General features: G+C 67.1%; 15 protein-coding genes. 13 read left to right on the plus strand and 2 right to left on the minus strand.

Annotation, left to right across the window (positions count from 1 at the left end; genetic code table 11):
• The first annotated feature begins 55 nt into the window (after positions 1 to 55).
• The 6 genes from AC1DNG_RS13760 to AC1DNG_RS13785 all read left to right on the plus strand — a co-directional run bounded on the left by AC1DNG_RS13760 (position 56) and on the right by AC1DNG_RS13785 (position 6675).
• Entirely contained in the window at positions 56 to 730 is a 675-nt protein-coding gene (locus AC1DNG_RS13760; RefSeq protein ID WP_476849698.1) for an MSMEG_4193 family putative phosphomutase, read from the plus strand.
• 43 nt (positions 731 to 773) lie between these two features.
• On the plus strand, positions 774 to 1475 hold the full coding sequence (locus AC1DNG_RS13765) for an SCO1664 family protein (RefSeq protein ID WP_476871421.1): 702 nt from the start codon (positions 774 to 776) through the stop codon (positions 1473 to 1475).
• A gap of 151 nt (positions 1476 to 1626) precedes the next feature.
• A complete protein-coding gene (gene pdxR / locus AC1DNG_RS13770) occupies positions 1627 to 3117 on the plus strand; it encodes a MocR-like pyridoxine biosynthesis transcription factor PdxR (protein WP_476857603.1) in 1491 nt (496 codons plus the stop codon).
• Positions 3118 to 3183: 66 nt separating this feature from the next.
• On the plus strand, positions 3184 to 4314 hold the full coding sequence (locus tag AC1DNG_RS13775; protein ID WP_476887605.1) for a sugar phosphate isomerase/epimerase family protein: 1131 nt from the start codon (positions 3184 to 3186) through the stop codon (positions 4312 to 4314).
• Entirely contained in the window at positions 4311 to 5621 is a 1311-nt protein-coding gene (locus AC1DNG_RS13780) for an MFS transporter (RefSeq protein WP_476857605.1), read from the plus strand. Before AC1DNG_RS13775 ends, AC1DNG_RS13780 begins: the two co-directional genes overlap by 4 nt.
• 217 nt (positions 5622 to 5838) lie before the next feature.
• Positions 5839 to 6675 (plus strand): hypothetical protein, encoded by an 837-nt coding sequence (locus AC1DNG_RS13785; protein WP_476887606.1) that lies wholly within the window; start codon positions 5839 to 5841, stop codon positions 6673 to 6675.
• A 163-nt stretch (positions 6676 to 6838) separates the two neighbouring features.
• Here the strand turns inward: AC1DNG_RS13785 and AC1DNG_RS13790 are convergent, their stop codons facing one another.
• Both AC1DNG_RS13790 and xylA read right to left on the minus strand, forming a co-directional pair.
• On the minus strand, positions 6839 to 8365 hold the full coding sequence (locus AC1DNG_RS13790; protein ID WP_476887607.1) for a xylulokinase: 1527 nt from the start codon (positions 8363 to 8365) through the stop codon (positions 6839 to 6841).
• A gap of 19 nt (positions 8366 to 8384) precedes the next feature.
• Positions 8385 to 9575: a xylose isomerase gene (gene xylA, locus AC1DNG_RS13795; RefSeq protein WP_223981120.1), complete on the minus strand. Its 1191-nt coding sequence runs from the start codon at positions 9573 to 9575 to the stop codon at positions 8385 to 8387.
• Between the two features lie 223 nt (positions 9576 to 9798).
• On the opposite strand from xylA, the gene AC1DNG_RS13800 reads away from it, so the two are divergent.
• The 7 genes from AC1DNG_RS13800 to AC1DNG_RS13830 all read left to right on the plus strand — a co-directional run bounded on the left by AC1DNG_RS13800 (position 9799) and on the right by AC1DNG_RS13830 (position 16678).
• The gene (locus tag AC1DNG_RS13800) at positions 9799 to 9951 is read left to right on the plus strand and encodes a hypothetical protein (RefSeq protein ID WP_230010248.1); all 153 of its coding nucleotides are present in this window, start codon (positions 9799 to 9801) and stop codon (positions 9949 to 9951) included.
• Between the two features lie 10 nt (positions 9952 to 9961).
• Positions 9962 to 11182, plus strand: coding sequence for an ROK family transcriptional regulator (locus AC1DNG_RS13805; RefSeq protein WP_476887608.1), 1221 nt, complete (start codon positions 9962 to 9964; stop codon positions 11180 to 11182).
• Between the two features lie 211 nt (positions 11183 to 11393).
• A complete protein-coding gene (locus AC1DNG_RS13810) occupies positions 11394 to 12413 on the plus strand; it encodes a VOC family protein (protein ID WP_476857609.1) in 1020 nt (339 codons plus the stop codon).
• A 6-nt stretch (positions 12414 to 12419) separates the two neighbouring features.
• Positions 12420 to 13382, plus strand: a complete 963-nt coding sequence (locus AC1DNG_RS13815) for a fumarylacetoacetate hydrolase family protein (RefSeq protein ID WP_476871427.1) — start codon at positions 12420 to 12422, stop codon at positions 13380 to 13382.
• A complete protein-coding gene (locus AC1DNG_RS13820) occupies positions 13379 to 14422 on the plus strand; it encodes a cyclase family protein (protein ID WP_476887609.1) in 1044 nt (347 codons plus the stop codon). Before AC1DNG_RS13815 ends, AC1DNG_RS13820 begins: the two co-directional genes overlap by 4 nt.
• A 61-nt stretch (positions 14423 to 14483) precedes the next feature.
• A complete protein-coding gene (locus AC1DNG_RS13825) occupies positions 14484 to 15608 on the plus strand; it encodes an FAD-dependent monooxygenase (RefSeq protein ID WP_476871428.1) in 1125 nt (374 codons plus the stop codon).
• Entirely contained in the window at positions 15605 to 16678 is a 1074-nt protein-coding gene (locus AC1DNG_RS13830; RefSeq protein WP_476887610.1) for an amidohydrolase family protein, read from the plus strand. Before AC1DNG_RS13825 ends, AC1DNG_RS13830 begins: the two co-directional genes overlap by 4 nt.
• Positions 16679 to 16685: the final 7 nt, after the last annotated feature.

The following is a 16685-nucleotide window of genomic DNA, read 5'->3' on the forward strand; positions in this document are numbered from 1 at the left end:
CCCGGTCCGAGGCTGCGAGGGACGGGGCAGGCGGTGAGCGTTAGGCTGATTCTTGATGACTGCATCAACCGCGCCGAAACCATCTGCCGGGCCCTCACCCGAGCAGCAGGGCACGCTCCTGCTGCTGGTGCGCCACGGGGAGACGCCGACGACGGGCAGGTTGCTGCCGGGGCGGGCACCGGGGCTGCATCTGTCCGACCGGGGCCGGGACCAGGCTGACCGGGTCGCGGAACGGCTCGCGGGACTTCGGGTCGACGGCATCTACTCCTCGCCGCTGGAGCGCACCCGCGAGACGGCGGAGCCGGCGGCCTCCCGCACCGGATTGGGCGTAAAGCAAGATGCCGGCCTGCTCGAATGCGACTTCGGCGAGTGGACGGGCGCCTCGCTGGCCGAACTGGCGCGCTTGCGGGCGTGGCAGACAGTCCAGCACAGCCCATCGACCTTCCGTTTCCCGAAGGGCGAGAGCTTCACGGAAATGCAGGCGCGGATTGTCGGAGCGCTTGAGGTGCTGCGCACAGCCCACCCCGGCGGCGTCGTCGTGTGCTTCTCCCACGCCGACCCCATCAAGGCCGCCGTCGCCCACGCCCTGGGCACGCCCCTGGACCTCTTCCAGCGGATCGTCATCAGCCCTGGCTCGGTGTCCGCCATCTCCTATGTGGACGGCCAGGGACCCGCCGTGCTCATGGTGAATTCGACGTCGGAACCCCTCAGCGGGCTGAGGACGCCGTGAATTCGGGACAGACTGTGGGACCGCCAGTGATACGGTACAGCCGGTGTCCGGCCGGGAGCTGACCCTGCTCGCCGAGGGCCGCGTCGAGCTGCTCGGACGCATCCCGCGCAGCAGCAACGAGACGTTCCTCGCCCAGGTCTCCTGCGGGGACGACGCAGCCTATGCGGTCTACAAGCCCGAGGCCGGCGAACGGCCGTTGTCCGATTTCGAGCCCGGACTGTACCGGCGAGAACGCGCCGCCTACCTGCTCAGCGAGTCCCTGGAGTGGGGCCTCGTGCCGCCGACCGTGATCCGCGAGGAAGCTCCGCTGGGGGTCGGGTCGCTGCAGTGGTTCATCGAGTGCGACTTCCGCGAGCACTACTTCACGCTGTTCGAGGACGCCCCAGAGACGCACCGCGACCTGGCGCGGATTGCCCTGTTCGACTACGTCGCCAACAACACCGACCGCAAGAGCGGGCACGTGCTGCGCGGCGACGACGGACGGGTCTGGGGCATCGACCACGGACTGTGCTTCTCCGCCGCTTTCAAACTCCGCACCGTGATCTGGGACTTCGCCGGCGAACCTATCCCCGATGCCCTGCTCGAGGACATCGCCCCGCTCGCCGAGGCCGCTCCTCCCGAGGTGGCCGAGCTCCTCGACGACGACGAGGTCACCGCCCTGCAGCGCCGCGTCCAGCGCCTGCTGCACGCCCGGGTCCTGCCGGTTGACCGCACCGGCATGCGCTACCCCTGGCCGCTCGTTTAGGCACCCGCCCGTCCGGGTGGCTCGGATATGCCGCCGGGGACCGCGGCCTGTCCAACGATCCCGCCATCTGGCGCAACGTCCGGACGGACGGCCAGCTAGAATCGGGCCCGTAAAATGGGGCCATGGTGAAATCCGCTCCGCGGTTCGCGGGATGAAGAGCGCTGGTGGCCGACTGCTGGCCGGACTTGAGCTCGACCGCGCAGCGGCTGAGCCTTTGCACCAGCAGCTGTATGCGCAGTTGCGCACCCAGATCCTGACGGGTTCAATGCCGAGCGGAACCCGCTTGCCCTCGACCCGCACACTCGTCACCGAGCTGGGAGTATCGCGGATCACTGTCGTGTCTGCGTTCGAGCAACTCACTGCTGAGGGCTTCCTGCGCTCACGTGCGGGTGACGGCACATACGTCGACACCCTGTGGAGCGATGCCGCCCCGCAGCGGCCGATGTCCCGGCCGCCGCTGTCCGAACGCGGAGCCGCCACCTCTTCGCGGGGCACCGACCTGTTCAGCGAGGCGCCGCACACGTGGGCGCCCGCCGAGACCGAATCGTTCGTTGCCAGCCAGGTTGCGTCCTCGGCTTTCCCCGCGGCGACCTGGAAACGCCTGTTGGGGCGCCATGCCGGGCGCACCGATCCGCTTGCGATCGGGTACAGCGATCCCCACGGCTACCGCCCACTGCGGGAAGCGATCGCGGAATACGTCAACGACGTGAGAGCCCTGGGGTGCACGGCGGACCAGGTGGTCGTCACCTCCGGTGCGCAGCAGGCCTTCAACGTGCTGGCGGTTCTCCTGCTCGACGCCGGCGACCCCGTCGTCGTCGAGGACCCGGGGCACATCTCCGGACGGCTCGCCTTCCAGTCCCAGGGCTGTCCTGTCCGAGGCGTCCCAGTCGACGACGAGGGAGCAGTCCTCCCGGACGACGACGCGGCTCCGGCACGCCTGGCCTGTCTGACCCCCGCGCGGCAGCATCCGCTCGGCATTGCGATGAGCCCGGGGCGAAGGGCGGAGTGGATCGCGTGGGCGCAACGGAACGGGAGCTGGATCGTCGAGGACGACTGCGACAGCGAGCTGCGCTACCGCGGGAAATTCCTCCCCACCCTGTTCGGGCTCGATTTGAGCAGGCAGGTGATCACTGTGGGCTCCTTCAGCAAGGTGCTCGCGCCGTCGATCCGCCTCGGATACTGCGTGCTGCCGGAGGACCTGGTGAAGCCGTTCGCATCCGCATCATCGGTCATTGGGCGCCCGCCCGCGATGGTGCTCCAGATGGCCCTCACGGACTTCCTGTCGGAAGGGCATCTGCACGCCCACCTTCGCCGCACCCGGCGTCTCTACGCGGCACGTCAGGACGCCCTGCTCGAAGCAATCGATCACCAGTTGAGCCACAGGATTGAAGCCGCCCCGGTCGACGCTGGCCTGCACGTCATGGGTTGGCTCCGTGAACCGGTCGACGATATCGAGGTAGCCAGGGGACTGGCCGCGGGCCGGGTGTACACCTACCCCCTCGGCGAGTACCGGCTCACCCGGCAGCTCCCCCCGGCGCTGCTAATCGGGTTCGCCGGCACCGCGGAGGAGCACATGCCGCAGGCTGTCGGCAGGATGGCCGCCGCGTGGGACCGATGGGAGCGCATCGCCGCAGGTTCCTGAATGGACTTAACGACTGTGGCCTTAATGGACCTTTTTTGCGATCCATTACCGGCGTACAAATGATGAGTGACATTCGCCACCACCCCTGACACGCCTCCCGAGGAGCCAACGATGCCCCCTGCCGACGCCCAATTTAAGGCGCTCCTAAGATCCCGCCTCAACCAAGAGGAGATCGACTCCCTGCCCCGCCTGACCGACGAGCTGGCCCGGACCCTGATCGAACGGATCGACCGCGCCCCTCTGTTCGCCCACGCCTACGCCCTCCTTGGCAACCTGACCTACGGCGGGTACGGGCCCGATGACGTGCTCGACTTCGCGCATCGGCACGGCCTGGCCGGCGCCTGCATCCACCTCCTCGACGGCGAGGAGCGGAGCCTGGGCCGGATGAGCGAGAACAGGCTTCGCGAGTTCGCCGACCGCGCGCGCCACCTGGGCCTGGGGATCCACCTCGAAATCAGCACCACCCTGCGCGCGGACGTGGACGAGGTAGTCCGCATCGCGGGGGTTCTCGGCGTCCGGCACATCCGCGTCTACTCGCGCTTCGAGGGCACGCTCTCGCAGGTGATGACACTGATCGAGCAGGACCTGCGCCGCCTCGCCGTGCTCGCAGACGAGCACGATCTGCACTTCTCCTTCGAGCAGCACGAGGAACTGCGCTCCACCGAGATCGCCGAGTTGCTGCGCCGGGTCTCCCATCCGCGCCTGCACGCCATGTTCGATTTCGGGAACATGATCAATGCCTGCGAGCGTCCCATGGATGCCCTCTCCGCGCTCGCGCCGCACATCCTGCAGGTTCACCTGAAAGGGGTCCATGTTCTTCCCGAGGGAGACGGATACGGTCACCGCGGTGTCCTGCAGGGAAGCCCTGAGGACGACTTGCCCGGTGCGCGGATGCTCTTCGAGCTCCTGATGCTCGGCGAGGACGAGCCTCAGGTCATCGCCCTGGCCCTCGAACAGGAAAATCTTTACTACGCTCCCGCCTTCCGCCACGCCGGCGAAGGCGCGGACCCGTTCATCCCGTACCGCGATCTGAGCACTACCGGCATCCCGCCCGGATGGACCCGGGATGAACTGCTCGCTGCAGAACCCGGCTGGGCCGACCACCAGGTGGCCCACGTGAAGGAGCTGCTCGCCTCGCTGCGCGACATCGCCGTCGCGCAGCTCGACACAACGAAGTCCCTGGCAGGTGCACTATGACCACATTGACTCAGACCCCCGGGAAGTCCACGAACCGCGTCGACTGGAGCAAGTGGATCCGCTTCGCTCTGCTCGTCATGGCGGGCGGCACCATCTACAAGCTCGCCAACCTCAAGGACGCGTTCTACGTCCCCATGCAGGAGGCAATGGGCCTCAGCCACACTGAGATCGGCACCCTGCTGAGCGTCAACTCGATGGTCGCGACGGCGCTCTTCATCGTCGGCGGCTACCTCGCCGATCGCTTCTCCACGCGGATCCTCATCCCGCTCGGACTCGTGGGCACCGGAGCGCTGGGCCTGTTCCTCAGCACGTTCCCCGGCTTCAGCACGCTCCTGCTCCTGTTCGCGCTGCTCGCCGTGTGCTCGGACTGCCTGGTCTGGCCCGCGTTGCTGAAGAGCATCCGTCAGCTTGGCGGCTCGAAGGAACAGGGGCGGCTCTTCGGCCTCCTCGAGGGCGGTCGCGGCGTCGTCGACACTGCCGTGGCGTTCTCCGCGCTGGGAATTTTCGTCCTGCTCGGTTCGGGTACCGGCGGATTCCGTGCGGCCATTGCCTTCTACGCCATCATTGACGTCGTCGTCGGCGTGCTGTTGTTCCTGCTGCTTCGCAGTCAGCCAAGCAATCAGACAAGCGAGCAGGCGAGCGAGCAGCCCGTGGCGAAGAAGCAGAAGGCCGGCCTCGGCGAAATCTGGCGTGCCGCTCAGCAGCCGCAGCTGTGGTGGGTGAGCTTCACCGTGTTCATGGTGTACGTCGTGTACTGCGGCCTCACCTATTTCATCCCGTATTTGACCTACGTGTACGGGCTGCCTGTCGCGCTGGTCGGCGCCTACGGCATCATCAACCAGTACGGCCTGAAAATCATCGGTGGCCCGATCGGCGGAGTCCTCGCGGACAAGGTGGTCAAGGGTGCGAGCCGGTACATCCGGTTGGCGTTCCTGTGCCTGATCCCGGTGGTGGCGGTGCTGCTGCTCCTCCCGGCCGATCCCGGCAGCCAGATCCCGGCGATGATCGTGACCCTGCTGTTCTCGCTTATCGTCTTCACCATGCGGGGTGTGTTCTGGGCGCCGATGGACGAGGTCGGGATTCCGGAGGAGACCAGCGGCACGGCTTTCGGAATCGCATGCCTGGTCGGTTATGCACCAGGGATGTTCGCTTTCATCGTCTACGGGACAATCCTCGACGCAAATCCGGGAGCCGCCGGTTACCACATCGTGTTCCTCGTGCTCGCGGCGCTCGCCCTCGTGGGAGCGGCCGTGTCCAGCGGGCTCGTGCGAGCCGCCCGGGCCCGACGGGCTGCGGCCGAGGTTTGATCGTGTACCGGACGACGGCGGGGACTTCCCGCCGTCGTCCGCTTCCGTTTTGGTGAGGTGCTGGACAGCGCGGGCGAGCCGCCGTCGGAGGCATGGATGGCGCTGAAGATCTACCGTGAGAAGCGTCTCAAATTATTACGGAGGCAGCCGGGGGCAACCCGCCGGCAGGGTAAAGTTATCTGTTCGTAACATTTATCTGACTGAAATGTGTTTGAAGATGCCTGCAGACTCCGCTATTGAAGACAAGCCGAAACAGCTCCTCGGGCTAAGTGGCACCCAGACTATTGGCTCGGCGTTGGCCGCGGTGACCTCTGCCTTGGTGGGGTCCTTTCTAGGCGTTGCCGGGACGCTTATTGGCGCCGCACTCGGCTCCATCGTTGCCACGGTGGGCGCCGCCCTGTATGCCCGGACACTCAGTTCGGCCGCCACCGTGGCAATGACGAAAATCCCAAAGCGACGCAGGGGTGGACTGCCCGCTGACGACGCCGGCGTGCTGGCCGCCAGCGCCCCGGCCGAAAGCGACGGACCTCAAGCCAACCGGCTGAAGAGGCAGGTCACCCCAAAGACCTGGATTAAGATCGGGGCGGTCAGTGCTGCCGCATTCGTGATCGCGATGGTCGGTGTCACTGCAGTCGAATTCGGAACCAATAAGCCCATCTCCAGCCTGGTCTCGTCGGCGTCGAGCATCGACGGTGCGGCTGGCCCCACGACGACGCTGGGCACGGCCCTGGGTGGCACTCCGACTGTCCCGGACAAAACGGACGCATCGACCAAGGACGTGACGGAAGGACCCGGGCAAGTCGCGCAAGTGCCCGGGCAGGTCGAGCAAGGTGCCACCAAGACAGATGGCCTGACCACGGAGGGTAGCCCCAGTGGCACGGACAGCGGCTCGGCCGGAACCGCAGTGCCGGGAGCCGGCGCACCAAGCGACACCACGCCGGCGGACGTCGCCCCCGCAACCGAACAGACCCCGCAGCCTGCCCCCGCAACCGAACAGACCCCGCAGCCCGAGGTGTCCTCGGATTCGGGATCGGCCGAGCAGCCCGCACCGTAATGGCGATGATAGGGATCAAGGACCGATAGGAACCTGTTAAGGATGGCGGGGTCGGGGCCGCGGTGTTGTGGCGGCTGGCACATCCGACGAGGACCACCGTATTCTCAGCGGTCAGCCGGCATTTCGTTGCCGCGTTGAAGCAAAGGCATTCACGAGCTCCGGCTCAGTTGCCGGGGTCAACGCGACTGCTCGCCCGCAGGTAGTTTTGCCTGATGGCCGGGTGGAAGTCCGGGGCGGGTGCGGCGTCCACCGCGACCGGCCAATCCGGCCGGTTGCCGCTGGAGGCCCAGACTGCCTGGACGGCAGCACCCCGGGCCACGTACTCCCCCGGGCTCGGGACCACGACCGGCAGGTCGAAGACCTGGGCCGCGATGGCCTGCACCGCGGGGTTCTGCACGGCGCCGCCGATCAGCAGGAGCCGTGTTGCGGGGCTCCCTTGCGCCCGGAGGGCATCCAGGCCGCCGGACAGTCCGCAGAGCATGCCTTCGATGGCGGCCCGGGCCAGATTGCTCCTGGTGCTGGAGGCAATGCTGAGCCCGTGGAAGCTGGCCTTGGCGTGGGGCAGGTTGGGCGTGCGCTCACCTTCGAAGTAGGGCACGAGCACCACGCCGCCGGCGCCGGGTTCGGCGCCCAGGGCAAGTCGCGCAAGTTCGTCGAAGTCCACGCCCAGGATGCCTGCCACGGAGCCGAGCACGCGCGCGGCATTAAGCGTGACGGCGATGGGCAGGTATTCTCCGCTGGCGTCCGCGAAGCCCGCCACCGTTCCGCTGGGATCGGCGACGGCACGGGACGCCACCGAGAACACCGTGCCACTGGTGCCGACGGACACCACCACGTCCCCGGGTTCGGCCCCCAGACCCAGGGCGGCGGCCGCATTGTCTCCGGCGCCGGCACCGAGGAGAATGCGGTGCCCGGGTCCGGCCGGGCTTGATCCGGACTGGCCGGGCAACTGAGTCGCGGAGCCGAAGCAGCCGGGGTGAACCGCCCCGGCGGAGCCGCCGGGGCCCAGCACCCGCGGCAGAACCACGGTGCCTGGATCCCGGTGCCCGGCACCCCCGCCGGCTTCCCTGGCGTCCCGGCCGAAGGCCAGTTTGAACAGCTCCACATCGTATTCGCCGGCCGAAGGGCTCCAGTATCCGGTGCCGCTGGCATCGGAGCGGTCGGTGGTGAGCTGGTCCAGGTCCGGGCCCAGCGGGCTGGTTGCTGCCGGGCCGTAACCGCGGAGCCGCCAGGTCAGCCAGTCGTGGGGCAGCGCAACAGCCGCCACCCGGTCCGCCAGGTCCGGTTCGTGGTCCCGGACCCAGCGGATCTTGGTGATGGTGAAGGAGGCCACCGGGACCAGCCCGGTCCTGCGGGCAAAGTCCTCCGCCCCCACTTCGTCGGTGAGAGCGGCCGCTGCCGACGCCGATCGGGTGTCGTTCCACAGCAGCGCCGGGCGCACCACGTTGCCGGCGTGGTCCAGCAGCACCATGCCGTGCTGCTGTCCCCCCACCGAGAGCGCGCTGACGTCCGCCAGCCCGCCGGCGTCGTCGAACGCCGCTGACAAGGCCCGCCACCACTGATCCGGGTGGACTTCCGTTCCGTCCGGGTGGGCGGCCCGGCCCTCGCGGACCAGCGTGCCGGTGCCGGCGTCGAGGATTACCACTTTGCAGCTTTGGGTGGAGGAGTCGACGCCGGCAACAAGGTTCATGGAAGCAGCCGTCACGGTCTTAGCGGGCGCCGAGCAGGTGCTCGATGAAGAGCTGCTGCAGCTTCACGAAACCGAAGCCCTTGCCGCCGAAGTAGGCGTCGGCGTCGAAGTCCTCGTAGGAGGCGCGGTCCGCGCGGAGCTGTTCGTAGCCTTCGCCCGGGTTGAGGGTGGGTTCGTTGATTTCCGCCACGCGGGAGGCCTGCAGCGCGGCCTGGACCTCGGGGTCGGCGCGGAAGGCCTTGGCGCGTTCCTTGAGCAGCAGGTAGGTCTGCATGTTGGCGGCCGCGGAGTCCCACACGCCGTCGATGTCCTCGGTGCGGCTGGGCTTGTAGTCGAAGTGGCGCGGGCCGTCGTAGGCCGGCCCGCCGTCGGGGCCGCCGTTTTCGAGCAGGTCCACGAGCGAGAACGCGTTCTGCAGGTCGCCGTGGCCGAACACCAGGTCCTGGTCGAACTTGATGCTGCGCTGGCCGTTGAGGTCGATGTGGAAGAGCTTGCCCTGGTAGAGCGCCTGGGCGATGCCGTGGGTGAAGTTCAGTCCGGCCATCTGCTCGTGCCCGGTCTCGGGGTTGATGCCCACCAGTTCGGGGCGCTCGAGGGTTTCGATGAACGCCAGGGCGTGGCCGAGGGTGGGCAGGAGGATGTCGCCGCGGGGTTCGTTGGGCTTGGGCTCGATGGCGAACCGGATGTTGTAGCCCTTGTCCGTGACGTAGTCGCCCAGCAGGTTCACGGCTTCGCGGTAGCGTTCCAGGGCGCCGCGGATGTCCTTGGCGGCGTCATATTCGCTGCCTTCCCGGCCGCCCCACATGACGAAGGTTTCCGCACCCAGCTCGGCGGCGAGGTCAATGTTGTCCAGGACCTTGCGCAGGGCGAAGCGCCGGACGCCGCGGTCGTTGCTGGTGAAGCCGCCGTCCTTGAAGACGGGGTGGCTGAAGAGGTTGGTGGTGACCATCGGGACGATCATGCCGGTGGCCTTCAGCGCGCCGGTCAGCCGGTCGATTTCGCGCTGGCGGTCAGCCGCGGAGCAGCCGAAGGGAAAGAGGTCGTTGTCGTGGAAGGTGATGCCGTAGGCGCCGAGGTCGCTGAGCCTGTTGACGGCTTCCACCGTGTCCAGCGGCGGGCGGGTGGCGGAGCCGAACTGGTCCTGGGCCTCCCAGCCCACTGTCCAGAGGCCGAAGGAAAACTTGTCGTCACGGGTGGGCTGAATCGCCATTGAATGCTCCGAAGGTAGGTGTGGCTGCTGTTGCGCGGCTGGCGGGGAACCAGAGGGAATTGTTCTTGACCCAAACATATTATGAATTTTTGCGGTGTCAACCCCACCAAGCACGGAATGGATACCCGGCTCTGGCCCTGCGGGTGGGTGAATGTTAAGTTGTTCGTAACAGCAATTTGGCCGGCAGATCAAGCAATGAGGCCCTTGGGGGAAGGATCCCACCGTGATTGATCAGATGGTGACCGAACGCAACTGGCCGGAAAACCTCAGCTACGAAACCCATCCGCGCACTGCGTCGGAACCGCAAGACCTCCGGCTGGATTCGGATGAGAAATTCCGCAACGCCTTCCTGGACCGCGCGGTGGCCGGCCGCTGATAGTGTCACGATGATGCCTCCACGTACTCTTGCTTCCGCGGCGGCGAGGGAGCCGGATCCGTCCCGCCGCAACAATTTGTCGCTGCTGACCTCCCTCGTCCACCACCACGGCGTCCTCAGCCGTGCCCAACTGACCCGGCACACGGGACTGAACCGTTCCACCGTCGGGACGCTGATCGGACAGCTCGTTGCGTTGGGCCTAGTCTATGAAACGGCGCCCGCCGGCGAAGGGCACGTCGGCAGGCCGAGTCCGAACGTCCATCCGAGCCCGTCGGTCGCGGCGTTGGCAGTCAACCCAGAAATCGACGCCGTCACTATCGGCCTGGTCAGTCTCGGGGGGAAGGTGCAAAAGAAGATCCGCTTCGACACGGAACGGATACCGAGCGCCCGCGAAGCGGTGAATATCGCATCGGCCGTGATCGCCGGGATGCGCTCCGAGCTGGATGCGTCCTACCGGATCACGGGCATTGGCATGGCCGTGCCGGGCCTGGTCAACCGCGACGACGGCGTGGTCCGGCACGCTCCGCACCTGGGCTGGCGGAACGAGCCGGTCGCCCGAATGCTGAGCGAAGCCACCGGCTATCCGTGCCAGGCCGCGAACGACGCCTCCCTCGGCGCCGAAGCGGAGCTGATTTTCGGCGCCGGCGCCGGGCAGGGGAACCTGATCTACCTCAACGGCGGCGCCAGCGGCATCGGCGGCGGAATCATCTCCGACGGGCAATTGCTCAGGGGCGCCTCCGGCTACGCAGGGGAGATCGGCCATACCTTTGTCCGCTCCGGAGGAAAGCGCTGCCACTGCGGCGCCACCGGCTGCCTGGAAACCGAAGTCTCCCAGTCCCGCCTCCTCGAACCGGCCGGGCTAAGCCGCGGCGACACCGCCGACCTCGAAAAGGCGCTGGCAACCAGCAGCAGTGCTGAGGTGAACGACGAAGTGGCACGCCAGCTCATGTTCCTGGACATAGCCCTGCGCAATGCCGTGAACATTTTCAACCCCGAGGCAATCGTCCTGGACGGCTTCCTGGGAACGCTGTACGCCCTCGCACCGGAGTCGGTGGACGGAGTGCTGCTGTCCCAGGCAATGGACGGCCCCGCCGGGCAGGTCGAGATCTACCGTGCAGCGCTCGGTTCTGACCTGATGATGATCGGGGCCGCGGAGCTGGCGTTTACCCCGTTCCTGGCCGACCCCGCGGGCCTCGGCACAACCACCCGCACCGCGCCCGCGGCGGGCTAGGAACCCGACACTGGTTCACCCGACACTGGTTCAAAAGCCGGAGCAGCCGGTACGGCGTTGCGCGCGGATCGACCCCTCAGGCCAACTATCCGCCATACAAATAGGTGGCATCAGTAAACGCCTCTTCACCGAATACCTCTCTTGCCTCAGTCTGGTTACTAGACCTGCAGCGACCCCACTCAAGGCAATCAGTACTTAGAAGGAATTCAACGTGGAAACTCCCCTCTCCCATCTTGCCCACCTCGAGATCACCACTCCCGACGTCGAAGCCTCGGCACGGTTCTACGAGGAAAAGTTCGGCATGCGCATCATCGACCGGGTGGACGGCAACGTCTACCTGCGCTGCTGGGGTGACTACTACCGCTACAGCCTGGTCCTCACCGAAGGTCCGGAAGCTTCCCTGGGCCGGATGGCCTGGCGCGCCAACTCCCAGACCGCCCTGGAAGCCGCAGCCCAGCGCGTCGAAGCAACCGGTGTCCAGGGCAGCTGGACCGCCGGCGGCCACGGCTACGGCAAGGCCTACGAATTCACCGGCCCCTATGGCCACCCCATGCGCCTCTTCTTCGACGTTGAGAAGTTCGTGGCTGAGCCCGGTTTTGAATCCACCTACCCGGACCGGCCGGAGCGCCGCAGCAGCCACGCCGCAGCGCCCCGCTTCCTGGACCACGTCACCGTGGCCTCCTCCGATGTCCGAGGCTTCGCCAAGTGGTACAACGAGGCCCTGGGCTTCCGCGTCATGGCCTTCGTGGACCTGGACGAGGCACCCATCACCGTCTTCTCCGTGCTCACGACCAACGAAAAGTCCCACGACCTGGGCGTCGTCCTGGACACCTCCAGCCGCGCGGGACGCGTGAACCACATCGCCTTCTGGGTGGACGCCACCGAAGACCTGCTGCGCACCGCGGATGTCATGATGGAAAACGGCACCGCCATGGAATACGGCCCCTCCATCCACGGCGTGGGCGAGCAAAACTTCCTCTACTTCCGCGACCCCTCTGGCCTGCGCGTCGAGCTCAACTCCGGCGGATACCGCAACTACGTCCCGGACTGGGAAGCCAACACCTGGAAGCCCTCCGAAGGCTCCAACAACTTCTACAAAAACGGCGCCATGCCGCACTCCATGACCGAGTCCTTCCCTCCCGCGGAAGGCTTTACCGCCACCGAAGAAGGCGCCTCCCCCGAAATGAAGGAAGCCCTCCTGAACCCCTACGCCAAGCAGGGACGGGGCTAGGACACCATGGCCGAAACACAATATGCACTCATCCGGTTCCAGGAGACCGGTGACAGCAAGGCCCGCGCGGGCCTGCTGGTCGGCGACCGCGTCGTGGCCCTGAATGAGGAGATCAATACACTGATCGAGCACTGGGACACCACCGAGAGCCAGCTGGACGCCATCGCCGCATCGGCCGGCGAGGACACCGGCCTGGCGATGGCCGACATCGAGGTCCTCGCCCCGGTAGAGCCTGTCCAGGTCCTTCAGACCGGCGCCAACTACCGCAAGCACGTCATCGACCTCGCCGCAGCCCACCGCGAACCCGGCCAGGACGAGGACGAAGTCCGGGACCGGACCGCCGCGATGATGGACAAGCGCGCGGGCCAGGGAACGCCGTACTTCTTCATCGGGCTGCCGACGGCGATCGCGTCCGCCACGGACGACCTCACTCTTCCTGCCTACTCCAAGTCCCACGACTGGGAACTTGAACTGGCCGCGGTGATCGGCAGGACGGCGTTCCGGGTCACCCCCGAGGAAGCCCTGGACTACGTCTTCGGCTACACCATGGTCAACGACATCACAACCCGTGAGTACGTGTTCCGCAAGGACATGCCGGCGATCGGCTCGGACTGGTACCGCGCCAAGAACGCCCCCGGCTTCCTGCCCACCGGACCGCTGCTGGTACCCGCCAAGTTCTTCGGCGACCCGCAGGACGTCCAGGTCACGCTGAAGCTCAACGGCAAGGCCATGCAGGACGAGTCCACCTCAGACATGATCTTCGGTGTCGCCAAGCTGATCAGCGAGGCCTCCCAGATCATGCCGCTGCGCCCGGGAGACCTGGTGCTCACCGGAAGCCCCGCCGGCAACGGCCAGCACTGGGGAAGGCTGCTCCAGGACGGCGACGTCATGGAGGGCACCATTACGGGCCTGGGCACCCAGCTCATCCATTGCAAGGACGAAGTTGTCACTGAAGGCAGCCAGCAGTGACCAGCCAGGACACAGCACCAACCACCACCGGCACCGGGGAATCAGCCACCGATTCCCCGGTCATCCGGCGTGAGGATCCGCTCGGCAGCATCCGCGCCATGGCCGAATCCCACAACAACTGGGGCCGCTGGGGCCAGGACGACGTCCTTGGGACCCTGAACTTCATCGACGCGGACAAGCGCATTGAAGCAGCAGCCCTGGTAAAGACGGGCGAGGCCTTCTCGCTGTCCCAGCCGTTCGACACCAACGGCCCGCAGAAGGGCTGGCGGCGACGCACCAACCCTGTCCACACCATGACCGACACCGGCGTGGACGCCGAACGCGGCAACCAGGGCTTCCCGCACGGCTTCGGCGGCGCGGACGACGTCATTGCCATGCCGCTGCAGTGCTCCACCCAGTGGGACGGCCTCGGCCACATCTTCGACCAGGGCAAGGCCTGGAACGGCCGCGCCGCAGGGGACGTGGTCACCTCCGAAGGCGACCTGGTCACCGGCATCGAAACCGCCGCGGCCAAGATCGTCACCCGCGGCGTCCTGCTGGACGTCGGCCGCGCGCTCGGACCCGAACTGGGAAGGAACGACGGCGAGCTGCCGGACGGTTTCGCCATCACCCCCGAACACCTCCAGCGGACCATCGACCTGCAGGGCCCCAGCTCAAAGGTTGGCCGGGGCGACATCCTGGTGATCCGCACCGGACAGCACACCCGGGTGCGCCGCGACGGCTGGGGCGACTACGCCGGCGGCTCAGCCCCGGGGCTGTCCTTCAGCACCGCACCCTGGCTTCACCGCAGTGAAATCGCGGGGATCGCCACGGACACCTGGGGTTTCGAGGTCCGGCCCAACGAGTTCGACGGCGCCTTCCAGCCCCTCCACCAGATCGCCATCCCCAACCTTGGGCTGTTCCTCGGCGAAATGTGGGACCCGGACGGCCTCGCGGAGGCTTGCGCGGCAGACGGCAGGTACGACTTCCTGCTCACCGCGGCGCCCCTGCCCATTACCGGCGCCGTCGGATCGCCCGTCAACCCGATCGCCCTCCGGTAGCTTTCAGTACAACAGCACGACAACCATCATCAGTCAGGCCGTCAATACAAAGGAGTCAGCGATGGCAGCAGTACAGAACGTCGGAATCGTCGGGGCGGGAGCCGCGGGACTGACCGCCGCCATCCTGCTGGCCGACGCGGGAATCCAGGTTGAAATCCTGGAGAAGGCCGATGCCCCGCAAACCCTTGGCTCTGGAATCACATTGCAGGGGAACGCCCTGCGGGTCCTCCGCCAGCTGGGCGTCTGGGAGCAAATCGAGGCGAAGGGCTACGCGTTCAGCACCCTCGGCCTGCGCGCCCCAGACCCCGCCGGCACCGTCATCGCCGTATTGGATGACATGCGGACCGGCGGCGACGACCTCCCAGCCACCCTGGGCATGTACCGCCCCGACCTCACCGCCATCCTCCGCGAGCGTGCCGGGCAGGCAGGCGCACGGATCAGCTACGGCAAGACGGTCACCGAAATAACGGACGACGGCGGTTCCGTCACCGTGAGCACCTCCGACGGCGGCACCGACCGCTACGACCTCCTGATCGGCGCCGACGGCCTGCACTCAGCTGTCCGCAAGGCCATCGGCATCGATGTTGAACCCCGGTCCACGGGCATGGGCATCTGGCGCGCGTTCGTGGAACGGCCGCAGGACGTGGTCCGCACCGACCTGACGTACGGCGGCCCTTGCTTTATTGCCGGCTACTGCCCCACCGGCCCTGACACCATCTATGCCTACCTCGTGGAAAGGGCCCAGGAGCGCAAACACGAGGACGGCCCGCGCATTATGGCCGAACTCGCCGCAGCCTACGGCGGCCCATGGAACGAGATCCGCGCCAACCTGGACCAGAGCGCCCGTATCAACTACACCTGGTTCACTACCCACCTGGTGGACGGGCCGTGGAACCGCGGCCGCACCGTCATCATCGGCGACGCCGCCCACAGCTGCCCGCCAACCATCGCGCAAGGTGCTGCCATGGCAATGGAAGACGCAGCCGTGCTGGCCGATCTCCTGATCGGCGCCGACGAGATCACCGAGACACTCTGGAAAGAGTTCACCGACCGCCGACTGGACCGGGCAAAAGCAGTGGTCGACGCCTCCGTCCAGCTGGGCCAGTGGATGCTCGACGGCGTCCGGGACGCCAACGTTCCGGGCCTCATGCATTCAGTCTCCAGCTTGGTTAGGGAGCCCGCATGAGCACCGGCCCTGCTGAAAAACCCACCGTGGACGTCCACGCCCACATCCTGCTTCCGGCCCTGCAGCAATTGGTGGCCGAAGCTGATCCCGAGGGCTTCGGCGCTCAACAGGCTCTGGAAGTCCGGCGCAACGGACCAGAGTCGATGGCCGCTTCGGGAAAAATGATCAAGGAGCGCTGGCCGCAGCTGACGGACCTGGACCGCCGTCTTGCGGACATGGACGCCCAAGGCGTGGACGTGCAGCTCGTCTCGCCGTCGCCGTCGCACTTCTACTATTTCGCCGCGGAAGAGCTGGCCCTGCAGGTTGCCAGGGCCGCCAACCAGGCGGTGCGGGAGTTCGTGGCCCGCGCCCCGGAACGGCTGAACGGCCTGGGCCTGGTCCCGCTGCAGCACCCTTCCTTGATGGTCGAAGCCCTGGAACACGCCATGCTGGAGTGCGGGTTGCTAGGCGTGGAAATCGGCTCGTTCGCCGCCACCCCCGCCGACCCGGAGCGCAGCACCGTTGAGCTGTCCGACCCCAGGCTGGAACCGTTCTGGAGCCGGGCCGAGGAGCTTGGTGCCCTGGTCTTCCTGCACCCGTTCGGCTGCTCGCTGGACGAGCGGCTGGACCGCTTCTACCTCGCCAACACCGTCTCCCAGCCCGCGGAAAACGCGGTGGCCCTGTCCCACCTGATCTTCAGCGGTGTCCTGGACCGGCACCCGAGCCTGTTGGTTCTGGCCGCGCACGGCGGCGGCTACCTTCCCACCAGCCTTGGCCGCTCCGATCGCGCCTGGAGGGTCCGGCCGGAGGCACGCGGCTGTGCTGAGCCGCCGTCGTCGTATGTGAAGAAGCTGTTCTTCGACTCCCTGGTCCACAGCCCGGCTGAACTGCGGGCGCTCGTGGCCGCCGCTGGCCCGGAGCAGGTCCTGCTGGGCTCGGACTACCCGTTCGACATGGGCTCCGACCGCCCCGCGGCCGAGGTCATCGAGGCACAGCTTTCCGCCGAGGACGAGGCCAGGGTGCTGTCCGGCAACGCCGCTGCCCTCGGCATCACGCCCGCTTCCCTCCTCGCCGCCCGCCGCACAGCTTAAGGACTTT

This window comes from Arthrobacter sp. 01T425, from assembly GCF_056398725.1.